Raw genomic sequence first — 20,066 nt, 5'->3', positions numbered from 1 at the left:
GGTCTCGCAAGGTGTAGCAGTTGCTTACCTTGCGAGACCTCTTTTTACCTGGCGAAACCTTGCGTGATGAAGACGTTGCTACTGTGGCTGTTGTGCCTACCTGCCTTTGCCCAAGAAGCGCAGGTATTGCGCGGCCTCGTGCTCGACGCCGACACGCACCAGCCGGTGCCCAACGCGCAAGTCGGCATCGCGGGCAATAAGCTGGGCACCAGTACCAACCAGGAAGGCCGCTTCGCCCTGCGCGTGCCGGCCTCCTACGCTACTACCGAGCTCGAAGTGGCGCTGCTGGGCTACCGCCGCTATGTGCGGCTGCTGCCGCCGCTGCCCGGCCCCGAGCTGCGCATCGAGCTGCAAAGCAGCCCGGCCAGCCTGGGCACGGTGGCCGTGTCGTCGTCGGTGCTGGGCATTTTGCGGGAGGCCTTGGCGCGTATTCCGCGCAACTACCCCGCGCGACCGACGCGCCTGACGGGCTTCTTCCGCGAGTCGGACGACAACGCGACCAGCCACCGCTACTACTACCTGGGTGAGGCGCTGCTGGACGTGCAAAAATCTGGCTACCAGCACGCGCGCGACGACGGACAGGTGAAAATCGGGCAGCTGCGCAAGGTGGACCTGCGCCCCGCCCGCCCCGACAGCTCCGGCCTGGTGCCGATAAACTGGATTGCCGGCTCGTTCATTCCGCACCGCTTCGACTTCGTGCATCGCCGGGCCGAGTTCATTCAGGAAAAGCACTTCAAAGACTATCAGTACCGCCTCACGCCCCAGACTACCTTTCAGGGGCGGCCGGTGTACGTCATCGCGTTTGGCCCCAAGACTGGCACCGGCCGGGCCAATTTTGCCGGTGAGCTTTATATTGATGAGCAGAGCTATGCCTTTTTGGGGGCCAACTGGCACCGCACGCCCAGCGGCATTCGGCGCGAGGGCGTGCTGCTGTTTGAGGCCAGCGAGCGGGCGTATCGGGTCGATTATCAGCGCTATGCCGGACGCTGGCACCTCAAGAGCGTGTGGTATAACACCCTGGGCCGGCCCGTGGGCGGGCAGGTGCGGCGGCACCTGGCCGAGTTTCTGACTACCGCCATTGACACTGCCCAGGCCGCGCCCATCGCCTACGCCGAGCGGGCGCAGTACAACGATATTTTCCTGCAAGCTGCCGCGCCCTACGACTCCGCTTTCTGGAAAAACTACACCACGCTGCTGCCGCCTACCCAGCTGCTCGACCAAGAGCGCCAGCGCCAGGCTGAGCGCCTGCTGCGCGCCAACGCTTCACCCGCCGATACTGTTTTAAGAGACAGTAAGCCAGTGCGTCAGCCCTGGGTACGCGTGCGCTACACCTACGGCCTGGGGCTGCTGCCGGTGCAGGGCGCGCTGCCGGCGCTGGGCGCGGTAGTGGCTCCGGCGAGCTCGGCCTTTCGGGCTAGTGCCACAGCCGAGGCTCGCTCGCAGGCCGTGGCAGGCAGCTACGCGCTGGGCGTGCAGCTCGATTTGCCGCGCAGCTTCTCGGTGTATGGCCTCACGCGCTCGGATTTTGGGGGCTTGCAAGGCAGCGGCTGGGAAGCAGGGCTGAGTTGGGAGCACAACCTCAACCCCCGGCACCGGCCCATCGTGGCGCGGCTGGGCATGGCCTACCTCCGCCAAAGCCTTGGCCGCGACCTCGGCACCTTCGACAACCCCGACGACAACCTGCGCCTGGCCGGCACCCGCCTCGCCACCGACCGCCTGAACCTAGCCTTGCAAAGCGTAACCGAAGGCGTGCAGCCGCGCCTGGGCTTGGGCATCGAGCTGAGCCATACCTGGCAGGCCGTGGCCGACCTGGGCTACCTCTGGCCACTGCGTACTCGCACGCAGCTAGTGGTGTCGGAGCGGGGCGGCTTCTTTCATATTGACAGCGAAAGCGCTTTGAATCTGCCAGCCAGCGAGGTGCAGCTGACGGCGGCCGGCCAGCCCGCCACGGCGGCACCGTGGCAGCTGGGCCGCCTGCTGCTGGGCGTGGGCCTGCTGCACCGGCTAGGGCGGTAGGGCACGTGCGGTAAGCTTTAGCTTGCCGCGTTAAGCTGATGCGCGCCCTGTTTTTTCAAGGCATTAGCCCCAAACGACGCAAGCCAACCCGCAGGAAACCCTCCGGCACCTGCTAAATTTGGCCGTACCATGACCGAGCCTCAGCCCAATTCCGCGCCCGTCGTACCCGGTAAGTCTACCTCGGGGTGGCGCTTTTGGGGGCAGGTAGCGCTGTGGTCGCTGCTGGCGCTGGCGGGGCTGGGCGTGGGCGTAGTGAGTAAGTATTTGTACCAAAGCAACGTGCCGGCCCACCCCGAGGGCCCGGCTTATCTCTACATCCGGCCGGGCGAAAAGCTGAGCGGTGTGTTTCGCAGCCTGCGCCAGCCGGGCATGCTGGAGCGGCCGGCCGAGTTTATCGTGATGGCGAGTTTGCGCGGACTGGGCCGGAAGCAAAACGCCTTGCACCCCGGCCGCTACACGCTGCGCCCTGGCCTGGGCAACCTCGACTTGCTGCGCCTGCTCGAAAGCGGCCGGCAGGATACGATAGACTTCACCCTCAAGCCCTTTCACTACCTGCCGCAGCTGCCGCGCCAGGCCGGCCGCCAGCTCTACACCGACACCGCACGGCTGCACCAGCTGCTGGCCGACAGCGCCTATTTGGCCACGCACTTCGGCCTTGACACAGCCACGGTGCGGACGCTGTTCATTCCGGGCACGCTGCGGCTGTTCTGGCCCACGCCGGCCGAGGCGTTTCTCGACTCGGTGGCCGCCCGGCACCGCCGCTTCTGGAGCGCTGCCCGCCTGCGCCAGGCTGATTCCTTGAAAATGAGCCCCGTCCAGGTGACCGTGCTGGCCAGCATCGTGCAGCGCGAAACCGCCCAGGCTACCGACAAGCCTGTTATCGCGGGCGTGTACCTCAACCGCCTGCGCCGGGGCCAGCCCCTGCAAGCCGACCCCACGCTGCTGTGGCCTCTGCATGGCCTGGGCACCCGTAAGCGCGTGCTCAACGTGGATAAGAAAGTGGATTCGCCCTACAACACCTACACGCACAAGGGCTTGCCGCCCGGCCCCATCACCACGCCCTACCCGCAGGCGCTCGATGCCGTGCTGCACCCCGCCCAGCACAAGTACCTGTTTTTCTGCGCCCGCCCCGATGGCAGCGGCTTTTCCGACTTCGCCGAAACCTTCGCCGACCACAAGCTCAACGCCCGCCGCTACTGGCAGCACCTGGACAGCCTGAAAATCAAAAAGTAATGGCTGGATGGCTGGACGGTTGAATTGTGCAAACTGCATCCAGCCTAAAGCAATTCAACCATCCAGCAGTCCAGCCATTCAACAATTCAACCGGCCAGCCATTCACCAATCCACCCCCATGCGTCTCGTTATTCAGCGCGTCCGCGAAGCGTCCGTTACCGTCGAAGGCACTATTACCGGCCAGATTGGCCCCGGCCTGCTCGTGCTGGTAGGCTGCGCGCCTACCGATGATAAGGCGGCTCTCGGCTGGCTGGCGCGCAAGCTGGTAGGCCTGCGTATTTTCAGCGATGAAAACGGGCAGATGAACCTAAGCGTGCGCGACGTGGGCGGCGAAATATTGGCCGTGAGCCAGTTTACGCTGCTGGCCGATGCCCGCAAGGGCAACCGCCCCAGCTATACGGGCGCGGCCCCGCCCGCCGTGGCCGAGCCGCTCTACCAGCGCTTCGTGGCGCTGGTGGCGCAGGAATTGGGCCGGCCGGTGCCCACCGGCATCTTCGGGGCCGATATGCAGGTGCGCCTGCTCAACGACGGGCCGGTGACGATAGTGCTCGACTCGCCAACTGCCGCTTAGAGCGGGCCTACTACTTATTCAGAAAAAGCAGGCGGCTAAAAGCCAAAGGCTAACGGCTTATAAAACAATGACCCTCGACCAAGCCCAAACCACCGTAGACGAGTGGATTACGACCACCGGCGTGCGCTATTTCAGCGAACTCACCAACATGGCCATCCTCACCGAGGAGGTAGGGGAGGTGGCCCGCCTCATTGCCCGGCAGTACGGCGAACAGTCATTTAAAGAATCGGACAAAGGCCGCGAACTGGGCGACGAGCTGGCCGACGTACTATTCGTAGTAATCTGCCTGGCCAACCAAACCGGCGTGAACCTCACCGACGCCCTGGCCCGCAACCTCGCCAAGAAAACCCAGCGCGACGCTACCCGCCACCGCGACAACCCCAAGCTAGCCAGCGGCGACGCGCCTGAGCAAGGTAGCTAAGAAGGGTTTAAGTATCTTTGTTGCACTCACGTTTGGTCTGTCCCCGCCCAGGCGGCTCACTCTGTAAAAAGAGAAGCCCGGCCGGTGGTGCGGTCGGGCTTCGAGAAGTAAGGGGTTTGTTTCACCCTTTTTACTTCTAACACGAATGAAAAAGGCAACCGTGAGACCGGCATTTGAAGTGGTGTTCAAATGCCGGATGTCAGATAAGCTCGCTAGACGGCTTTTCTGGCTAATCTTGGCGGGTGGGGCGGCAGCTACCGCCGCCGCGCACCTGCCACACTAGGGTGCAAGGGCCGTGCCGCAAGGTGCGGCCCTTGTTTTGTGCTTAGCTAGTGCAAATATAACGTGCCAGCTTCTTTTCAAGTTGCTTGCACTCTGGCCGAAATAGAAAAGCGGTTGGCCGGTTGAAAAAGAATATACCGCAAAGCGCCTAGCTACGGCCGCACCCGAAAGCCCAGTACCTGCCGCGTCGTGGTGTCGCGGAACGTAACTTCGAGCAGCACGGGCGGCGGTTTTTGCAAGGAGTCTTTGACCAAAGAAAAACGGTAAAACCACGGCTCGCCCGCGCCGCGCTCGCTCAAGTGCGTGCCAAAGGTGTAAAGCTCGATGCGCTGGCCGCGCTGCCGGCCCACCTGCCGCAGCGGCCGGGCGGCGGTGGCAAAGGCGGCCGGCGGCAGCCCGGCGCGCACCTCGGGGGCCAGGCGGCGGTAGGCGGCCGGATAGTCGGCGCGCAGCACTTCGGTGAGGAAGCGGTAGGCTACCTGCGCCTGCGTGGGGGCGGCCGGCACTTGCCCGCCAAAGCCCGCTGCTAGGCCGACTGTGGCGGCCAGCAGCAGCCCGCCGCGATTGAAAGAAAAATTGGCCACGGCCAAAAATACAACGGGGCGGCCCGGCCAGTGCCGAGCCGCCCCGCCGTGGGCAATAGGTGCGCCTACTTGTCTTCTTCCTTGGGCACCAGCACGAATACATCCTCACCGGGCCGCTTCATGAGGTACTTTTCGCGGGCAAATTTCTCCAGCAAAGCCGGCGAGCTCAGGAGCTCGGCGCGGTCGTGCTTCACGGCCTCGATGCTCGACTGATAGTACTCTTTTTCCGACTTCAGCTCGTGCCACTTGCGGTACATGTCGTACTGCTTGCTCACGTCGTTGCCGTCGAAGAGCACCATCCAGACCACGAAGGCCGTGCCGGTGAGGAAGTAGAAATTGCGCAGCACGCGCAAAATCGGGAAGAGAAAAGCCGGAGGACGCATACGTGTAGGGTAAGCTTTAGCTTGCCTTTTGAAAGCAAAATCAACGAATGGCAAGCTAAAGCTTACCCTACATTTTTACATTTTCTTGCCGGGGAAGTAAGCCATTTCGCCCAGCTCTTCCTCAATGCGGAGCAGCTGGTTGTACTTGGCCATGCGGTCGGAGCGCGAGGCCGAGCCGGTCTTAATCTGGCCGGTGCTCAAAGCTACGGCCAGGTCGGCGATGGTTGAGTCTTCGGTTTCGCCCGAGCGGTGGCTCATGATGGACTTGTAGCCGTTGCGGCGGCCCAGGGTCACGGCATCAATCGTCTCGGTGAGCGAGCCAATCTGGTTTACCTTGATGAGAATGGCGTTGGCAATGTGCTCATCGATACCGCGTTGCAGGCGCTCCACGTTGGTCACGAACAAGTCGTCGCCCACGAGTTGGATTTTCTTGCCCACTTGGTCGGTGATGCTTTTCCAGCCCGCCCAGTCGTCTTCGGCCAGGCCGTCTTCGATGCTGATAATGGGGTATTTCTTGGTCCAATCAACCCAGTAGCTCACCATTTGCTCGGGCGTCAGCTTGTCGCCGGTGCTCTTCTTGAAGTGGTAGTGGCCATCCTGGAAGAACTCCGAAGCGGCGGGGTCGAGCGCAATCATCACCTGCTCGCCGGGCTGGTAGCCGGCCTGCTCGATGGCTTGCAGCACGATTTGGATAGCCTCTTCATTGCTCTGAATGTCAGGGGCAAAGCCACCTTCGTCGCCGACGTTGGTGCTGTAGCCTTTCTTCTTCAGCACCGATTTGAGGGTGTGGAAGATGTCGGTGCCCCAGCGCAGTGCCTCCGAGAACGAAGAAGCACCCACCGGCATTACCATGAATTCCTGGAAGTCAATCTTGTTGTCGGCGTGCGAGCCGCCGTTCAGGATGTTCATCATCGGCACGGGCAGCGTGTTGGCCCCCACGCCGCCTACGTAGCGGTACAGCGGCTGGCCCAGCTCCTGCGCGGCGGCGCGGGCGGCGGCCAGGCTCACGCCCAGAATGGCATTGGCGCCGAGGTTACCCTTGTTGGGGGTGCCGTCGAGCTCGCGCATGATTTTATCAATCAGGCCCTGCTCGTACACCGAGAAGCCTACCAGCTCTTCGGCGATTTTGGTGTTTACGTTCTCAACGGCTTTCAGCACGCCCTTGCCTTGGTACATGCTCTTGTCGCCGTCGCGCAGCTCTACGGCTTCGTGCACGCCGGTGCTGGCGCCGCTCGGCACGGCGGCGCGGCCTACGGTGCCCGAGTCGGTGGTTACGTCAACTTCAACGGTCGGATTGCCGCGCGAATCGAAAATCTGGCGGGCATGAATGGCTGCGATGTAGCTCATTGTGGATTTTTAAGGAGGGTGACAAGTGCAAATGTAGGGTAAGCTTTAGCTTGCCACCCGTTGCAAAGGCAAGCTAAAGCTTACCCTACATCGGCCAGCACCTCGCGCAACCGCCCAAACAATACCTCGTTACCGTCTTGTCGATAGGCACTCAGCGCCGCCTCAAAGCGCGGCAGCTCCTCCAAGAATGCCCGCACATTGCCCGCCGTAATGGCTGTAAAATGCCGCCCGTAGCCGCGCTTCTCAATCTCGGCCGCATTCAGCCACTGCTCAAACTGCGCCGGAATGGGCACCGCGCACACCGGCTTGTGCAAATACACCGCCTCCGAAATCAACGAAAAACCGCCATTCGTGAGCACCGCCCGCGCCCCGGCTAGCTCCGCGATAAAGCCAGCTTCGGAGAAGGGCCGCAGCAGCACGTTGCCGTGCGCTTCATCTTTGTTGAAGCCGTAGACCCGAAATTGCTGGTCGGGAATCTGGCGCAAAATGGCCGTCAAATCGCCCTGCGTAGTGGCTGATTGGTAGACCAGTACGTAGTCGCCTTTGCTGGGCTGCGCGGCCTGAATCTCGGGCCGGATGATGCTGGGCACCAGCGTCGTATTATCGGCGTAGCGCAGGCGCAGCGGCAGCTCAAAAAACGTAGTAATAAGGTAATGCCGGGCGCGGGGTAGCTTGGCCCGCACGATGTAGCGAGCCAGGTCGTAATGCTCGCGCTCGGCGGCGGGCACGCTCACGTCGAGGTGGGCGCGGTTGATAATCTGCATGTTGTCGATGCTGATGACCGGTACCCGCAGCAGCTTGGCGTAGAAGTAGCTAAACGACTCAAAATCAGAAATTACAACCTCGGCCTGAAAGCCGTGCAGCAACTGCCGGTACTGCCGGAAGTTGACTTGCAGGGCCTCGGGCGCGGTGCGCAGGGTGAGGCCGATGGTGCGGGACTTCGACACCGTGAGCTCTTTGTAAGCCAAGTGGAAGCCCTTGATTTCGAGCACCCGGCCGGGAAACGTCTTGTCGAGCAGCGCGAAGGCCCGCGAGCTGCTGACCACCCGCACGTCGTGCCCTTCGGCCAAAAGCCAGGCAATAATGACTTTGCTACGCGTAGCGTGGCCCAGGCCCTCGCCGGGCACGCCGTATAAGATGGTCATGGGTGGTGAACTGGTAAGTGGGGAGGTAGTGCGTTTTCGCCGCGCAATAACGCACGGGAAAGCGCTCTGCCTTCCCACTTACCAGTTCAGCTTCTACTGCACCAGCAGCTTGCCCACGCGCACGCGCCCCCCGGCCTCTAGCTGCACCAAGTACACTCCTGCTGCCAGCTCTTGCAACGGTAGCGGCACCTGGCGCGGGCCGGCGGGCTGGTACTCGGCGGTTAGCACCTGGCGCACCAGGCGGCCGTTCTGGTCGAGTAGGCGCAGGCTCACGGGGCCGGCTTTGAGGAGGGTGAAGCTGGCGGTGGCCGCGCCTAGCTCGGCGGGGTTGGGGTGGAGGAGAAAGTCGTCATCGGCCGCCGCGCCGACGGGCACCACGGCGCGGGTGGCGAGTGCCACGCTCTCATCGCCGGGCAGGTAGGGCACCACGTCGAAGTAGCCGAGCAGCATTTCGTCGGTGGTGTTTTCGCCCCACTGCACGGTTTGGGGCGGCGAGTTGGGCTGGCGCGGGTTGTTGGCGGTGTTGTCGTAGGTGACGTCGGCTTCGAGGCGGGCGCCGGCCGGTATTTTCTGCATGTTCAGGAAGCGGTAGTTGCCCTGCCAGCGAAAATTCCACGAGTCGATTTTGGCCAGCTTAATAGTGTCGCCGTTGGGCTTCACGGCCCAGATTTTCCACTTCTTGGCCAGCAGGTGCGAGTGCGGTAGCACCGAGAGCGCGCTCACATTCTGCGGCACTACTAAGCTAAAATGAAAGGTCTTGACCTGGTTGGCCGGAATCACGAACGGGCCGTTGGTGAGGCCGCTCCAGGGTTGGATGGCGGGCAGCGTCTGCACGTAGCGCGCCACCGGCTGGCGGCTGTAGAAGATGTTGAGCACCGACGAATCGGTCTGGGCCACGCTGGTGGGGCCGTAGTGCACCTGCACCAGCAGGCGGGCTTTTTTGTAGAGCTTTTTGCCCAGGCCGGTGGGGTAGAAGCGCGCCTGTGCCCCCGGCACCCAGCCCGCGAAGTTGTCCTCCACGGTCATAAACCCGAAGCCGCCGAAGCTGGTGTAGCCGTAGCCGGGGGCCGCCGCGTCGAGCACCGCGCCCTGGTTGGTGGTGTCGAGGCCAATGATGGAATGATGTACCAGGCTTTTGTTGCCGGGCCGGAACTCAATGGCCGCCACGTCTTTATCGGCGGCCAACGTCACGGGTAGCACGAAGACGCGGTACAAATCCTGGTTGTTGCCGGGGATGGTGAATTTCTGGGCCATCGGCACTACCAGGTCAGGCGTGCCAAGCTGCGAGCCGCTCGGGAAGGTGGGCACGGGTGGGGCCAGCGCGGGGTTGCCCTGCGGCATCCCGCCATCAACCCAGTTCTTGATAAGCGCCACCTCGGCGGTGCTCAGCACGTTCTCGTCGAGGTAGTGGCGGTAGTTGGGGTCGGGCTTCCAGGGCGGCATGTAGCCCGAGCCCGTCACGGCCTTGATGGTGAGGCCCCGGCTCGCCACATCCTGGTAGCTCAGCAGCGAAAACGGCGCTACCTCGCCCGGCCGGTGGCAGCGCGCGCAGTGGTTGTAGATGAGCGGCGCAATGTGCTCGCTGAAATTGGGCGTAGTCTGGGCGCGGCCGGGCAGTGCCAGCGCCACCAGGGCTACAAAGAGTAGAAAGTATTTTTGCATAGCGTAACTATCAGATTTTAAGCGAATGTAACACCAAGCTCCTGCTTGGTGAAGCGTAAGCGAGCACCCGGACGAAGCTTAACAACGATTCGCCGAGCAGGAGCTCAGCGTTACTTCTCAATAAAGCAGCCCACCGGCTCGGTGCGCGGCACGGCCACCGGCCGGCCGGCCGCCAGGTCGGCCAGCGCCTCGGCCAGTTCGTGGTGCTGGCTCACGGTGCGGCGCTCGCCCAATGCGGCGTACCTATCATCGAGCCGGCCCTGGTATAAAATCCGCCCATCGGCCGCTACTACCAGCGCCTCGGGTGTAGTAGTGGCCTTAAAGCGGCGCGTTAGCTTTTGCCCTAGGTCGAGCTGCAAGGCAAACGGCACCGCATACTTGCCCTTAAACTCGGCCACCGATGCCACCGTGGCCGTGCCGCCCGGAAACACGCCCACGAAGCGCACGCCCCGCGTCGCGTACTTGGCGTGCAACTCGCGCAAGGGCAGCGTGGCCTGCTGGCTGATGGGGCAGCTTTCGGCCAGAAACACGTACACCGTAAACGGCAGCTGCCGGCCGGGTGCGGGCGGCGGGCCAGCCTGGCCCACCTGCCCGCGCCCAACCAGCAGCGTAGTTAGTAGCAACAGTAAGAAATGCTTCATCGGCGGGCACCAAGCTACCATAAGTAGGGCAATGACAGCCCATACACGGCGGCCCGGCCCGAAGTTCCGGCCCCGCCGCCTCGCCGCTTACTTAAAGCTCGGGATGCGGAACTGCACGCCCAGCGACGGAATAAACGTGGCCCCGCTGAACGAAGTGGTGCTGCCATCGACCAGCGTGTAGGTGCCGTAGTTCTGGTAATAGAAGCTGAGAGCGGGCACGAAATACACGTATTTGTAGCCGATTTTGGCGTTCAAAAACAGGCCGTAGGACGAGAAGCTGTTGCGTTGGCTGGGCAGCTCGGGCAGCACGGCCGTGCCGGCGCGGTTGTAGAGGTTGTTGGGTCGGAAGCCGTAGCTCACCCACGAATGGGCGTAGACCGCGCCGTAGCTGATGGCTCCGATGCTTTCCTCCGCGCCCAGCGACTGGCTGATGGTGAGTGGAATAACCAGGTCCTGGCGAGTAGCCGAGAGGCCCAGCAGGTTGTTGAGGTCGCCGAGGAAGGCGATTTTAGGCAGACCCGCGCGCTGAATGGCGTATTGCAGCCCGATGCTGGCGTAGGTGGTGCCGCCCGTAGCGCCACGCTCGGGGTTTTCGACCGAGCCGGTGGGGCCGAGCAACTGGTAAGCCGCATCGAAGACGTGCGAGCCGAAGGCATACTTATAGCCCGCATCGAGGCGCGGCACGATGCCGTACCGAATGCTGAAATCGGAGGCTGGCTGCACCGGGTCGACGAGGTAGGCCAGCGCGGCAGTTTGCACCTGGCTCACGGCGTCGGAGTAATTCACCTTCTGGCCTTCGGCGGCCTGGGTGCCAAGCTGGCTGGCGGCGCTTTTCACGGCCGAGCCGGCCTTGGCGAGCGGCGCGGTGGCCACGTTGAAGCTTTGGTTATAAGCTATCCGAAACTCGCCCTGGGGCGTCACTTTGCCCGAAGTTGTGATGTTGCGCGGGGCCGTGCAGGCGGCCGTGGCGGCAAGGAAAGCGAGGGAGGCGAGACGCGCGGCGGTAGAAGGCGTGGACATAGATGAGAAGGGTTATGTAGCGTAAGCTTTAGCTTGCGAACGGGCGGCGAGCCTACCCAAACGCAGTCGCAAGCTAAAGCTTACGCTACACTTCGCGCCAAAACTAAAACCGGGCCAATGCCGCCAGATGCACCCCAAAAACCTGTATTGCCCACCGCATTCCGGGCCCCCGGCCGTATCTTTGTACTCATTCTAAATACTTAAATTTCCCGTAATGCCCGAGATTGTTTCGACGGATATCTGCATCATCGGCGCCGGCCCCGTGGGCTTGTTTGCCGTGTTTGAAGCTGGCCTACTGAAGCTGCGCTGCCACGTGGTAGATGCCTTGCCGCAGCCCGGCGGCCAGCTCACTGAAATCTACCCCAAGAAGCCGATTTACGACATTCCGGGCTTTCCCGAGGTGCTGGCCGGCGACCTGGTCGACAACCTGATGAAGCAAATCGAGCCCTTCCACCCCACCTTCACCCTGGGCGAGCGCGTCGAGCGCTTCGCCAAGCTGGAGGACGGCTCGTTTCAGCTTTACACCACCGACGGCACCGAGATTCAGTGCAAGGCGGTGGCCATCGCGGGCGGCCTGGGCTCGTTTGAGCCGCGCAAGCCGGCCGTGGAAAACCTGGAGCGCTTTGAGGGCGGCAAAGGCGTGCACTACATGGTGCGCGACCCCGAGCACTTCCGCGACAAGAAAATCGTGATTGCGGGCGGCGGCGACTCGGCCCTCGACTGGACCAACTTCCTCGCCAACGTGGCCTCGGATGTAACGCTCGTGCACCGCGGCACTACCTTCCGCGGGGCCGCCGACTCGGCCGAGAAGGTGCAGAAATTGCACGAAGCCGGCCGCATTAAGCTGGTGCTCAGCTCCAACGTGACGCACCTGCACGGCGACGACGAGATGCTTCAGCAAGTCACCATCACGGGCAATAATGGCCAGGCCGAAACCGTGCCCGTCGATGCCTTCGTGCCGCTCTTCGGCCTCACGCCCAAGCTCGGCCCCATCGGCGAGTGGGGCCTGGCCCTCGACAACGACGCCGTGGTAGTGAACACCTTGGACTACAGCACCTCGCTACCCGGCGTGTACGCCATCGGCGACATCAACACGTATCCCGGCAAGCTCAAGCTCATCCTGTGCGGCTTCCACGAGGCGGCGCTCATGTGCCAGGGCGCGTTCAAGTACATTTACCCCGACAAAAAGTACACTCTCAAGTACACCACCGTAAACGGGGCACCGTCCCTTTAAGGGAGTTTTGAGTGCTGAGTTTTGAGTTTTGAGTTGGCTGGGTTTTACGGCTTTGCTCAAAACTCAGAACTCAAAACTCAAAACTCATAACTCGATTATGAGCGACGTTCGCATTTACGTAGAAGAAGCGCCTGGCCAGCGGCGTGAGCTGGAAGCGCCCACCGACATGGGCCTGAGCCTTATGGAGCTGCTCAAGGCCAACGAGTATCCCATTCAGGCTACCTGCGGGGGCATGGCACTGTGCGCCACCTGCCACGTGGAGATACTGGCCGGCCCCGCCCTGCCCGAGCCCAGCGACGACGAGTGGGCCATGCTCGACACGCTGCCCGTGCTGCACGAAACCAGCCGCCTCAGCTGCCAGATTCGCCTCACGCCCCGCGTCGATGGGCTGGTAGTGCGCCTGGCCGAGGTGGAGTAGTAGTTAAACGTTTGTCATGCAGAGCGCAGCGAAGCATCTCGCGTGGCGCAGTGATCAAAGCGTCATTAGTTACTACACCACGCGAGATACGTCGCTGCGCTCTGCATGACAGTACCAACTGACAGCGCCAAAAAAGAATCCGGCCCTATTCCGCTCGTGGAATAGGGCCGGATTCTTTTTAAACGAAAGCCAAACCTCAAATACGGCGCACGTTCACGGCGTTCACGCCCTTGCGGCCGTCCTGGGTTTCAAACTCTACCTTGTCGTTTTGCTGAATCTGCGCGCCGTTTAGGGCCGTGACATGCACGAAAAACTCTTCGCGGGTGGCATCGTCGGTGATGAAACCAAAGCCTTTGGTTTCATTAAAAAATTTTACGGTTCCGGTCTTCATAACCTGTTTTAAAAAAGCGAATAGCCGGCTACTGCGGGCTGGGCCAAGTCATACGGCCCCGCGCCGGGGAGGTTGGGCCAGTGGGCTACTGGTGGTCGCGCCACTCGTACACCCACTTAGCCTGAATCTGCTCGAGGTGGCCTTCGGTCGACTGCTCGCGGGTGCCCGCGAAGTTGGGCAGCGTCAGTATCCAGTCCAGCAGCTCGGTAAAGCGGATGCGGTAGATTTTGGCCTCGGTGAAGTCGTCGCCAAACTTCTCGTAGAGCGCGATGGCAATGTCTTCGTGGTCGGCCCACTCGATGGGCGGCTCGTAATGGTTCACGGCGGTTGAGTTATGAGTTTTAGGTTCTGAGTTTTGAGTTGGCCGTAATGAGAAAAAGAGAAGCTGAAACAGCAACTCAACACTCAGAACTTAAAACTCATAACTCTTAAATTAGTGGCCCAGAAAATTCTGGGGCGGGATGGTGACGACTACTTCCAGCGCCGCATTGGGTAGCACGCACTGGCAGGCCAGGCGCGAGTTGATGCGCGGGCTGATGGCGCGGTCGATGAAGTCTTCTTCCTTGTCGGAAATCTCGGGCAGGTCGTCCATGCCTTTGTCCACGTAGATGTGGCAGGTGCTGCACCCGCACACGCCACCGCAGTTGTGCTGGAGCTGAATGCCATTGTTGAGGGCCACGTCGAGCACCGACTCGCCGCTGGCGGCCACGTGCGTCTGGGCAGGCTGGCCGTCCTGAAATTGAAAGAGAATGGTGGAAGCTTGCAAAATAAGGGAGGGCTCTGCGCGAGCCAGTTTTAAAGTACAAAGTTAGGCAGGGCCGGGCGGGTGCGCCGCCGCCGCCTGAATGCTTTGGCTGAGCTGCGTATAAAGCGTTTGCCAGGCCGGATGGTTGGCCAGCGCCGCCGCGTGGGCGGCCAGGGTAGGGGCATCGTGCCGGGCGGCGGGCCCGGTTTGCACCGCAAACGGGCCGGTGGGCGCGGCCAGAGCTTTGTCCATGGTTTCGCGCACCAGCGGGGCCAGCAGCCCAAAATCGAGCCCGGCCTCGGCCAGCAGCGCGTGCGCGATGCCGAGCGCGTGGTTGGTAAAGTTGCTGGCAAAAACGGCTCCCAGATGTAGCCGCAGCCGCTGGGCCGAGTCGAGCAGCTGCACCCGCTGGCTGAGGCTGCGGGCCAGCGCCAGCAGCGCGGCCTCGGTGGCCGCGTCGGCGGCTTCTACAAACAGCGGCACCGTGGGCCAGGCTATAGCCCGGCCGGGGCTGAAGGTCTGGAGCGGATAGAGCACGCCACCGCGCACCAGCGGCGCGGCCCCGAACACGGCCAGCGGCAGCGCGCCGGCCACGTGGGCCACCCGCGCCCCAACCGGCCAGGCCACGCTGGCCAGCACTTCGGGCACGGCCGCATCGGGCACGGCCAGCAGGTAGAGGTCAGCCGGGGGCGGGGGCTGGGCAAGGGGCAATGCCAGAAACGAGCAAGGCTGTGGTAGCTGCATGGCTAGGGCTGCCGCGCCTGGCCGCGTGCGGCTGGCCACGAAGGCCACCGAGTGCCCGGCAGCCGCTACCGCGGGTGCCAGCGCTGCTGCTACGCGCCCCGCGCCGAAAAAACCAACGCGCATAACTACTGAGACAAGGGAAATATTGTGTTAAGCAAGAGTATAACTATCAGAGGGTTGAATGTAATTGTTGCCAGGTATTTGCTGGTTGGCGCGCGGCGGCGACTGTTACCTGGCAGTAAAAGTTCCGTAAAGGCGTAGCAACTTAGGGCTTGCTAAGCTGGGTGGCGCAGGCTGCCGCCGATGGCACCCGCTTTACTGAGTAACCTATTTTACCCCCATTTCTCTTTTTTTACCTTCATGAAAAAACATTACAAGCAAACGGCCGGGCTTACGCAGCGGCTGCGCCAACTGGGCCTCACGGCCCTGCTGGCGGGCGGCGCTACCGTAGCCGCCCACGCGCAGGCGCTGAACTATGTGGTGGCGGGCGCTACCAACGTAACGACCACCTACACCGACCTTGGCACAAACGGTACGGCCATTACGACGAGCAGCACCGACGATGCAAACTCAGCCGCACAATCTATCGGTTTTACTTTTTCTTACAACGGTACCTCGTTTACGCAGTTCGTACTGAATACAAACGGGCTTATCCGCTTGGGTGGTAGCGCGCCCTCGGCAGCCAATATGTTTTATCAAAACGAAACGGGTTCAACCAACCCAGTAGGCGTTGACCCCGTAGCGAGTACGGATGCAGCTAACGTAAACCTGTTGCTGCCATTCAACTTTGACTTGGAGGCTGGTAGTTCGGCGGCTGAATATCGGGTTAACACAACGGGTACCGCGCCTAACCGGGTATGCACTATTCAATGGAAAAACGTGCGCGATAAGGCCGCTACCAATGCCGCGCAGTACGCCAATATGGCGTTTCAGGTAAAGCTCTACGAAACCAGCAACCAGATAGAGTTTGTATACAGCGCCCCGACGGCAGCTGCTACCGGCGCAGAGATAGGTCGCTATGCTACTATCGGCATCAAAGGCTCGGGCGGCGCAGTTGGGCAGGCTACCATCGTAAATAAACCGTCTTCGGCTACCCCATGGTCCGGAGCTACCTTTATATCGGGTGATGGCACAAGCGTCTTCTTTCGTCGTACAGTAGGTTTTGACGCTGGGCGTACGTTCCGCTTTACGCAGTTGGCGGCCAATGACGCTGCGGTCAATGCCATCTACACGCTGGGCAAAGTTATCAGCCCTGCTAGCCTGCCGCACGCAGTGAGTGCACGGGTCACGAACGCAGGTAGCGCCGCCCTCACCAACCTAGCTGTAACGCTGAGCGTAACGGGGGCTAATACCTTCACCAACACGCAAACAGTAGCTTCGCTGGCTGCCGGTGCTTCGACCACGGTAACTTTTGCTGCTTACCCGGCTACGCTAACCGCTGGCACCAATACGGTGACGGTAAGTGTACCAGCTGATGGCGATAACGCCAATAATTCGGTAGCCCAATCGCAACTGGTCGGTGCCACTACTATCTCTTACATCGACCCTACCCAAACTACTACCGCAGGTGGTGTGGGCTTCGGCGTAAACGCTGGCCTTCTGCTGTCTAAGTTTACCTTGAGCGCTGCTCGCACGGTGAATTCTGTATCGGTCTTCATTGCTGACCCGAATGCCGTAGGCCGCACCGTTTATGGGGTAGTAGTGTCTTCGGCCGGGGCTATTGTGGGCCGCTCGCCCGACTACGTAGTAGCTACGGCGGACGTAAATACCTATAAAACGTTTGCCATCACGACGCCCCCATCGGTGCCAGTTGGTGATTTTTATGTAGGGCTGGCCCAAACGGCTTTTGCTACGGCCTACTTCCCTGTAGGTACTCAAACCGAAACGCCGACTCGCACGGGAGCTTTCTTTGTTGCGCCGCTAGCTGGCGGGGCTGCTCCTACCGATGTATCGACCCAAGGCTTTGGACGCTTCATGATTGAGGCTATCACCTCGACCACTACCTCCACCTCGCCCGAGCTGATGCGCGCCGTGACGGTGTACCCCAACCCCTCGGCTACGGGTGTGTTCAACCTCGCCATCGCCGGGGCTAATGCCCAAAAAGGTCTCGAAGTGGAAATCGTAAATACCCTCGGCCAGCGCGTATTCGCCGGCTCGGCCCGCGACAATTTCACCACGACCCTCGACCTGAGCAACCTCGCCAACGGCCTCTACCACCTCAAGGTGAAGAACGGCGAGGAGTACATGCAGCGTCAGCTGTCGGTAGTGAAGTAAGCGGCACCGCACTTCGCTTTTGTAAAAGGCCACCCCGGCGGGGTGGCCTTTTTTCGTGGGCCGGTCGCGCCGGGTGGCGATAGCCTGTCAACAGTGCTGGCTGGCCTCCCGACCGTTGCAGGGTGCTTGTCGCCAATGCTGCGTGGTACCTTGAATGAAACGGATGAGCACGCAAAAGCCGGCTGGCTCCCGCGCCCTGCGCGAAACCAGCCGGCTTTCCGGGCTTTCAGGCCGATAACCCTATGCCACGGCCTGCGGGCGGGCGGCCCCGGCGCGGCCCTTGGCGGGCGCGGGGGCGGGCTTGGCCTTGGCAGTGCGGCGCTGCCGGATGCTGAGCGTGAGGCCCAGGCCCATGAGCAGGGTGCCGCCCCACAGCAGGTTGATGAAGGGCTTCTCGGTGGCTTGCAGCACGATGTAGTCTTTGGCCGTGCTGCTCACGCCGAGCGTGAACTTGCCCTTCACGGGGTCTATCTGGTCGAGGGTGAGGCGCAAACCCAGGTCCTCTACCTCATCGGGCACGCGGCCAATCTGGCGGTCGCGCAGCAGGAAAATGGGGTGGGCGTGGTACTGCCGGCCCTTCTCGCCGCTGATAATCATGTCGGCTTGCAGGGCAATGTCGCCGGGCTCCAGCTTGATGCCGGGCACCTCGTGCGCCTGCTCGATGGCCCGGAACACGGCGAAGTAGTCGTTCAAGAACAGCGTATCGCCCACGCTCAGCTCGTGCGGCACGCTGGGGCTCCAGGGCTGCTCTTTGCGCGGGTCGGGCACGGAGGTGATGTGCGAGTAGATGTCGTGGCTGGCAAAGTGCAGCAGCGCCGGCGAGGGCAGCAGGCCGCCCATCTCCTCATTGACCTGGGCGCGGGGGTAAAGCACGAAGCTCTCGCCCGTCTTGCGGTCTTCGTAGTTGACGCGGTAGTAGGTGTTCTCGGGGCGAATTTCCAGGGTGTCGCCGGTTTTGTAGTACACCTTGTCGCCGCGCTTGATGTCGCCGCGCGCGATGGCCCGGTAGTCGTCGTCGGTGCGGTACAGCAGCTGCGTGTTCACGTAGCCCGGCACGGTGGGCACGTCGAGGTACTGGCCGGTGTAGGTCACGTCGTACTTCTGCATGGGCACGGTTTCGTTGCGCAGCAGCAGCACGTTGTCGCGGTTTTCCTCGGTGCTCATTTGCTGCGAGATGAGCTGGCCGGTGACGTTGCGCGAGATGGTGTTGGAGTAGCCCGCCGAGCCCAGCATACCGAGCAGCATCAGGGCGATGCCCACGTGGGCCACCGCCCCGCCCGAGAGCGTGACGCCGCGCCGCCACAGCCCGAACAAGGTGCTGAAGTTAGCCAGCAAGCCAAACAGGCCCGCCGCCAGCAGCACCGCGTAGGGCAGCGTGATGGTATGCCCGAAGTAGCGCAGCAGCAGCACGCCCAGCGCCGTGCCCAGCAGCGCCAGCATCACGGTAGGGGCGAAGGCATTGATGACCGAAGCCTTGTCGTTGCGCTGCCACCACATCACCTGCCCGATGCCCGAGAGCAGGGCAATGAGCACGCCGCTCCACAGCTGAATGCGGGTGTAAAACGAAACCTGGTCGGCCGGCAGCGCCAGGTTAGCCTTGACGCCGAAGAAGCCCAGGAAGGCTTTATAAACCGGAATACTGGTCGTAAAAACCACCTGGAACGCCGCCAAACACAGCACCGTGGCCCCCACGAATACCCACAGTTCGGGCGAGTAGGCGTTCAACTCTTTTTCTGAAATCGGAATCTCCTTCCAGTGGCGCACCAGCAGCACCACGGCCAGCACGGTGAAGAAGCCGAGGTAAATCAGCAATTGCCCCGACAGGCCGAGGTCGGTAAACGAGTGCACCGAGGCCGAGCCCAGCACCCCGCTGCGGGTGAGGAAGGTAGCGTAGAGCACCAGCACAAACGTGGCCACCACCAGCGCAAACGAGGTGCGTAGCCCGATGCGGCGCTTTTGCCACAGCACCATGCCGTGCAGTGCCGCGATGAGCACCAGCCACGGAATGAATACGGCGTTTTCCACGGGGTCCCAGTTCCAGTAGCCGCCGAAGTTTAGCGTCTCGTAGGCCCAGTACGCGCCCATCATAATGCCCACGCCCAGCACCGCGCCGCCCAGCGAGGTCCAGGGTAAGGCGGGCTTGACCCAGGTAGTCAGCTCTTTTTTCCAGAGGCCGGCGATGGCGAACGCGAACGGCACCAGCGTGAGCGCAAAGCCCAGAAACAGCGTGGGCGGGTGAATTACCATCCAGTAGTTCTGGAGCAGGGCGTTGAGGCCGGTGCCGTCTTTGGGCACGAAGTCGGGCTGGGTTTTCCACACCGGCAGGTCGGTAAGAAAGTCGCGCAGCAAGATGAAAGGCGACGAGCCCACCTTGGTGCCGCCCACCACGACGCCCAGAATCATGCTCACCAAGAAGGCCTGCACCGAGGCGAAAATGGCCAGCACCGGCGCTTCCCAGGTGCGGTTGAACTTCATAATGCCCAGCCCGATGAGCACGTGCCAGAATATCCAGAGCAGGAAACTGCCCTCCTGGCCTTCCCAAAAGCAGGAAATGATGTAGTACACCGGCAGGTGGTTCGACGAGTGCGACCAGGCGTAGTAGTACTCGTAGCGGTGCTCGGCGATGATGTTGAACAAGCACACCACCACGCCCAGCACCGCCGCGCCGTGCACGAAAAACGCGCCCCGCGCCAGGCGCAGCCAGCTGGCATCGGCCTCGCCGAGCGCCCGGCCCCGCGCCGCCTGAAAGTAGCCGTAGGCCGACACCGCCGCCGCCACGAAAGCCAGAATAACGCTGGCCTGACCGAGATTTCCGATAAGTAAATTCACAGGCAAACTAATTTTTCTTGCAAAGGTACCGCCTGCGGCGGGGTGGGGGTGCGGTTGGGTTTAGAAGCCAGTAGCGCGAACTTTGTAGTTCGCGTCCATCCGGCTGCTCGCCAACGAACGCGAACT

At 62.0% G+C, this 20,066-nt stretch carries 19 protein-coding genes; 7 read left to right on the top strand and 12 right to left on the bottom strand.

The genetic code is table 11. The features are described 5' to 3' along the window. Nucleotides 1-66: 66 nt before the first annotated feature. The 4 genes from VFO93_RS07555 (at nucleotide 67) to VFO93_RS07540 (ending at nucleotide 4,241) form a co-directional block, all read left to right on the top strand. Nucleotides 67-2,016, top strand: a complete 1,950-nt coding sequence (locus tag VFO93_RS07555) for a carboxypeptidase-like regulatory domain-containing protein (RefSeq protein ID WP_325133744.1) — start codon at nucleotides 67-69, stop codon at nucleotides 2,014-2,016. A 129-nt stretch (nucleotides 2,017-2,145) separates the two neighbouring features. Further along, the gene (gene mltG, locus VFO93_RS07550; RefSeq protein WP_325133743.1) at nucleotides 2,146-3,249 is read left to right on the top strand and encodes an endolytic transglycosylase MltG; all 1,104 of its coding nucleotides are present in this window, start codon (nucleotides 2,146-2,148) and stop codon (nucleotides 3,247-3,249) included. 118 nt (nucleotides 3,250-3,367) lie between these two features. Continuing rightward, complete coding sequence (dtd, locus tag VFO93_RS07545; RefSeq protein ID WP_325133742.1) at nucleotides 3,368-3,820, top strand: D-aminoacyl-tRNA deacylase; 453 nt, start codon at nucleotides 3,368-3,370, stop codon at nucleotides 3,818-3,820. A 67-nt stretch (nucleotides 3,821-3,887) separates the two neighbouring features. Next, nucleotides 3,888-4,241, top strand: a complete 354-nt coding sequence (locus VFO93_RS07540; protein ID WP_325133741.1) for a nucleotide pyrophosphohydrolase — start codon at nucleotides 3,888-3,890, stop codon at nucleotides 4,239-4,241. A gap of 434 nt (nucleotides 4,242-4,675) precedes the next feature. On the opposite strand, the gene VFO93_RS07535 is transcribed toward VFO93_RS07540, so the two are convergent. The 7 genes from VFO93_RS07535 to VFO93_RS07505 form a co-directional block, all read right to left on the bottom strand. Further along, nucleotides 4,676-5,107, bottom strand: coding sequence for a hypothetical protein (locus tag VFO93_RS07535; RefSeq protein ID WP_325133740.1), 432 nt, complete (start codon nucleotides 5,105-5,107; stop codon nucleotides 4,676-4,678). Between the two features lie 65 nt (nucleotides 5,108-5,172). Then, nucleotides 5,173-5,490 carry an FtsB family cell division protein gene (locus VFO93_RS07530; protein WP_325133739.1) on the bottom strand — a complete coding sequence of 106 codons (318 nt, stop codon included), beginning with the start codon at nucleotides 5,488-5,490 and terminating at the stop codon, nucleotides 5,173-5,175. Between the two features lie 75 nt (nucleotides 5,491-5,565). Beyond that, the gene (eno, locus tag VFO93_RS07525; protein ID WP_325133738.1) at nucleotides 5,566-6,837 is read right to left on the bottom strand and encodes a phosphopyruvate hydratase; all 1,272 of its coding nucleotides are present in this window, start codon (nucleotides 6,835-6,837) and stop codon (nucleotides 5,566-5,568) included. An 80-nt stretch (nucleotides 6,838-6,917) separates the two neighbouring features. Further along, complete coding sequence (locus VFO93_RS07520) at nucleotides 6,918-7,982, bottom strand: glycosyltransferase family protein (RefSeq protein WP_325133737.1); 1,065 nt, start codon at nucleotides 7,980-7,982, stop codon at nucleotides 6,918-6,920. Nucleotides 7,983-8,075: 93 nt separating this feature from the next. Further along, a complete protein-coding gene (locus tag VFO93_RS07515) occupies nucleotides 8,076-9,644 on the bottom strand; it encodes a T9SS type A sorting domain-containing protein (RefSeq protein ID WP_325133736.1) in 1,569 nt (522 codons plus the stop codon). Between the two features lie 110 nt (nucleotides 9,645-9,754). Next, entirely contained in the window at nucleotides 9,755-10,285 is a 531-nt protein-coding gene (locus tag VFO93_RS07510) for a redoxin family protein (protein WP_325133735.1), read from the bottom strand. A gap of 87 nt (nucleotides 10,286-10,372) precedes the next feature. Next, nucleotides 10,373-11,305, bottom strand: coding sequence for a hypothetical protein (locus tag VFO93_RS07505; RefSeq protein ID WP_325133734.1), 933 nt, complete (start codon nucleotides 11,303-11,305; stop codon nucleotides 10,373-10,375). Between the two features lie 223 nt (nucleotides 11,306-11,528). Here VFO93_RS07505 and VFO93_RS07500 point away from each other — a divergent pair, with 223 nt between their 5' ends. After that, nucleotides 11,529-12,539, top strand: coding sequence for an NAD(P)/FAD-dependent oxidoreductase (locus tag VFO93_RS07500; RefSeq protein ID WP_325133745.1), 1,011 nt, complete (start codon nucleotides 11,529-11,531; stop codon nucleotides 12,537-12,539). 97 nt (nucleotides 12,540-12,636) lie between these two features. Beyond that, on the top strand, nucleotides 12,637-12,957 hold the full coding sequence (locus VFO93_RS07495) for a 2Fe-2S iron-sulfur cluster-binding protein (RefSeq protein WP_325133733.1): 321 nt from the start codon (nucleotides 12,637-12,639) through the stop codon (nucleotides 12,955-12,957). Between the two features lie 196 nt (nucleotides 12,958-13,153). Here VFO93_RS07495 and VFO93_RS07490 read toward each other — a convergent pair whose 3' ends face one another. From VFO93_RS07490 to VFO93_RS07475, 4 genes are all read right to left on the bottom strand, one after another. Further along, nucleotides 13,154-13,348: a cold shock domain-containing protein gene (locus VFO93_RS07490; RefSeq protein ID WP_325133732.1), complete on the bottom strand. Its 195-nt coding sequence runs from the start codon at nucleotides 13,346-13,348 to the stop codon at nucleotides 13,154-13,156. 85 nt (nucleotides 13,349-13,433) lie between these two features. Further along, nucleotides 13,434-13,670, bottom strand: a complete 237-nt coding sequence (iscX, locus tag VFO93_RS07485) for a Fe-S cluster assembly protein IscX (protein ID WP_325133731.1) — start codon at nucleotides 13,668-13,670, stop codon at nucleotides 13,434-13,436. 111 nt (nucleotides 13,671-13,781) lie between these two features. After that, the gene (locus VFO93_RS07480; RefSeq protein ID WP_325133730.1) at nucleotides 13,782-14,114 is read right to left on the bottom strand and encodes a 2Fe-2S iron-sulfur cluster-binding protein; all 333 of its coding nucleotides are present in this window, start codon (nucleotides 14,112-14,114) and stop codon (nucleotides 13,782-13,784) included. Between the two features lie 42 nt (nucleotides 14,115-14,156). Next, nucleotides 14,157-14,960 carry a DUF2520 domain-containing protein gene (locus tag VFO93_RS07475; RefSeq protein WP_325133729.1) on the bottom strand — a complete coding sequence of 268 codons (804 nt, stop codon included), beginning with the start codon at nucleotides 14,958-14,960 and terminating at the stop codon, nucleotides 14,157-14,159. A 237-nt stretch (nucleotides 14,961-15,197) separates the two neighbouring features. On the opposite strand from VFO93_RS07475, the gene VFO93_RS07470 reads away from it, so the two are divergent. Beyond that, nucleotides 15,198-17,111, top strand: a complete 1,914-nt coding sequence (locus VFO93_RS07470) for a T9SS type A sorting domain-containing protein (protein ID WP_325133728.1) — start codon at nucleotides 15,198-15,200, stop codon at nucleotides 17,109-17,111. Between the two features lie 240 nt (nucleotides 17,112-17,351). Here the strand turns inward: VFO93_RS07470 and ccsA are convergent, their stop codons facing one another. Next, nucleotides 17,352-19,940: a cytochrome c biogenesis protein CcsA gene (gene ccsA, locus VFO93_RS07465; RefSeq protein WP_325133727.1), complete on the bottom strand. Its 2,589-nt coding sequence runs from the start codon at nucleotides 19,938-19,940 to the stop codon at nucleotides 17,352-17,354. Nucleotides 19,941-20,066 lie beyond the last annotated feature (126 nt).

Origin of the sequence: Hymenobacter sp. (assembly GCF_035709525.1) — a bacterium.
Taxonomy (GTDB): Bacteria; Bacteroidota; Bacteroidia; order Cytophagales; family Hymenobacteraceae; genus Hymenobacter.
Note: the sequence above shows the minus strand (reverse complement) of the source record. Positions and strands in the feature narration are given on the sequence as shown.

Excerpts from the sequence above, each read along its gene's own strand:
- VFO93_RS07510 (WP_325133735.1), bottom strand. The coding sequence starts at position 10,285 with ATGAAGCATTTCTTACTGTTGCTACTAACTACGCTGCTGGTTGGGCGC.
- VFO93_RS07490 (WP_325133732.1), bottom strand. The coding sequence starts at position 13,348 with ATGAAGACCGGAACCGTAAAATTTTTTAATGAAACCAAAGGCTTTGGT.
- mltG (WP_325133743.1), top strand. The coding sequence starts at position 2,146 with ATGACCGAGCCTCAGCCCAATTCCGCGCCCGTCGTACCCGGTAAGTCT.
- VFO93_RS07470 (WP_325133728.1), top strand. The coding sequence starts at position 15,198 with ATGAAAAAACATTACAAGCAAACGGCCGGGCTTACGCAGCGGCTGCGC.
- eno (WP_325133738.1), bottom strand. The coding sequence starts at position 6,837 with ATGAGCTACATCGCAGCCATTCATGCCCGCCAGATTTTCGATTCGCGC.
- VFO93_RS07495 (WP_325133733.1), top strand. The coding sequence starts at position 12,637 with ATGAGCGACGTTCGCATTTACGTAGAAGAAGCGCCTGGCCAGCGGCGT.
- VFO93_RS07475 (WP_325133729.1), bottom strand. The coding sequence starts at position 14,960 with ATGCGCGTTGGTTTTTTCGGCGCGGGGCGCGTAGCAGCAGCGCTGGCA.
- VFO93_RS07520 (WP_325133737.1), bottom strand. The coding sequence starts at position 7,982 with ATGACCATCTTATACGGCGTGCCCGGCGAGGGCCTGGGCCACGCTACG.
- VFO93_RS07530 (WP_325133739.1), bottom strand. The coding sequence starts at position 5,490 with ATGCGTCCTCCGGCTTTTCTCTTCCCGATTTTGCGCGTGCTGCGCAAT.
- VFO93_RS07555 (WP_325133744.1), top strand. The coding sequence starts at position 67 with ATGAAGACGTTGCTACTGTGGCTGTTGTGCCTACCTGCCTTTGCCCAA.
- VFO93_RS07505 (WP_325133734.1), bottom strand. The coding sequence starts at position 11,305 with ATGTCCACGCCTTCTACCGCCGCGCGTCTCGCCTCCCTCGCTTTCCTT.
- VFO93_RS07515 (WP_325133736.1), bottom strand. The coding sequence starts at position 9,644 with ATGCAAAAATACTTTCTACTCTTTGTAGCCCTGGTGGCGCTGGCACTG.
- dtd (WP_325133742.1), top strand. The coding sequence starts at position 3,368 with ATGCGTCTCGTTATTCAGCGCGTCCGCGAAGCGTCCGTTACCGTCGAA.
- VFO93_RS07540 (WP_325133741.1), top strand. The coding sequence starts at position 3,888 with ATGACCCTCGACCAAGCCCAAACCACCGTAGACGAGTGGATTACGACC.